This is a genomic window from Egibacteraceae bacterium (assembly GCA_040905805.1).
Lineage (GTDB): Bacteria > Actinomycetota > Nitriliruptoria > Euzebyales > Egibacteraceae > DATLGH01.
Genome location: JBBDQS010000030.1, coordinates 1 through 1652, shown reverse-complemented (window position 1 = coordinate 1652; position 1652 = coordinate 1). Strand labels below are relative to the sequence as shown.

At 68.2% G+C, this 1652-nt stretch carries 1 protein-coding gene; it reads left to right on the top strand.

Annotated elements, in window-relative coordinates:
• Window positions 1–138: 138 nt before the first annotated feature.
• The coding region (locus WD250_04190; GenBank protein MEX2619399.1) for a PAS domain S-box protein at window positions 139–1652 on the top strand (1514 nt) is incomplete at its 3' end.

The window sequence follows — 1652 nt, the reverse complement described above, 5'->3', positions numbered from 1 at the left end:
TAGTGGAACTACCGAGCTGTCATTTAGACCGACTTATTTTGCGGAGGGCCCTTAGCGAGCAGCCGCTTCTCGGTCGACGACCGGACAGCGCGTTCGGAGCACTTCGCTGGCCTCTTACTCGATGCGGCGCACGAGGGGATCTACGCGGTCGACCTGGAGGGCCGATGCACGGTCGCGAACCGCGAGTGCGTCCGCCTGCTCGGCTACGACGACGAGGCCGAGCTGCTGGGCAGGAACATGCACGACCTCGTCCACCACACCCGCCCGGACGGCACGCCCTACCCGGAGGTGGAGTGCCAGATCTACCGGGCGCATCGCGAGGGCCGCGGGGTGATGTCCGATGCCGAGGTGTTGTTCCGCAAGGACGGCACCAGCTTCCCGGTCGAGTACCGCTCGGCACCGGTGGGCCAGGGAGACCGCATCGAGGGGTCGGTGCTCACGTTCTTCGACATCACCGAGCGCCGCCGCACCGAGGCGACGCTGGATCAGAGTCGGGCGCTGCAGCGGGTCGCCGGTTCGGCGGCGCGCATCGGTGGTTGGTCGCTGGACGTCGCCACCAACGAGGCGATCTGGTCGGAGGAGATCTACGAGATCCTCGACTACCCGAACGACGCCGAGGTGATCGTCGAGGAAGCCCTTGACCTGTACCTGGCCGAGGACCGCGACCGGATTGTCGCCGCGCTGGAGGCGTGCGCCGCCTCCGGTACGCCGTTCGACCTCGAGCTCCGGCTCGAGACCCGCCAAGGTCTGCGGCAGTGGGCGCGGGTCATCGGCGAAGCCCGGTACGGGCCCGACGGCACGGTGACCCACGTCACCGGAGCCCACCAGGACATCACGGCGCAGAAGGAGGTTGACGCTCAGGTCCGACTGCTGGCCGAACGCCTGACGACCACGCTCGAGAGCATCACCGATGCGTTCTGGACGGTCGACCGCGACTGGCGGATGACCTACGTCAACCGCCGCGCGGAGCAGGTGCTGCGCCGCAGCCGCGAGGAGCTCCTCGGCCAGGACCTGTGGGAAGCCTTCCCCCAGGCGGTGGGGAGCATCCTTGACGAGGTCTACCACCGGGCTGTGCGCACGGGTGCCAGCGAGGTCATCGAGGACTTCTACTGGGAACCGCTCGACATCTGGTTGAGCATCCACGTGTACCCCTCGGAGCAGGGTCTCGCGGTCTACTTCCGTGACGTCAGCGCCGAGCGTCAGGCGCGAGCACAGCTCGCGCGACAGGCGCAGCTGCTGGACAAGGCGAGCGACGCGATCATCGTGCGCGACCTCGACCACCGCATCACCTACTGGAACCGGGGCGCCGAACGGCTCTACGGCTACCCCGCCGAGGAGGTCTTCGGCCGATCGATCCGGGAGCTGCTCTACGGCGACCCGGCCACCTTCGACCAAACGACCGACGCGGTGCTCGCCGACGAGGAGTGGGCCGGCGAGCTCGTGCACATCGCCAAGGACGGCACCGAGCTCACCATCGAGGGTCGATGCACCCTCGTGAGCGACGAGCACGGGACCGAGTCAGTGCTCTCCATCAACACCGACGTCACCGATCGTCGCCGCACCGAGCAGCAGCTGCTGCGCGCCCAGCGGCTCGACAGCCTCGGCACGCTGGCCGGTGGGATCGCCCACGACCTCAACAACGTGCTCGCTCC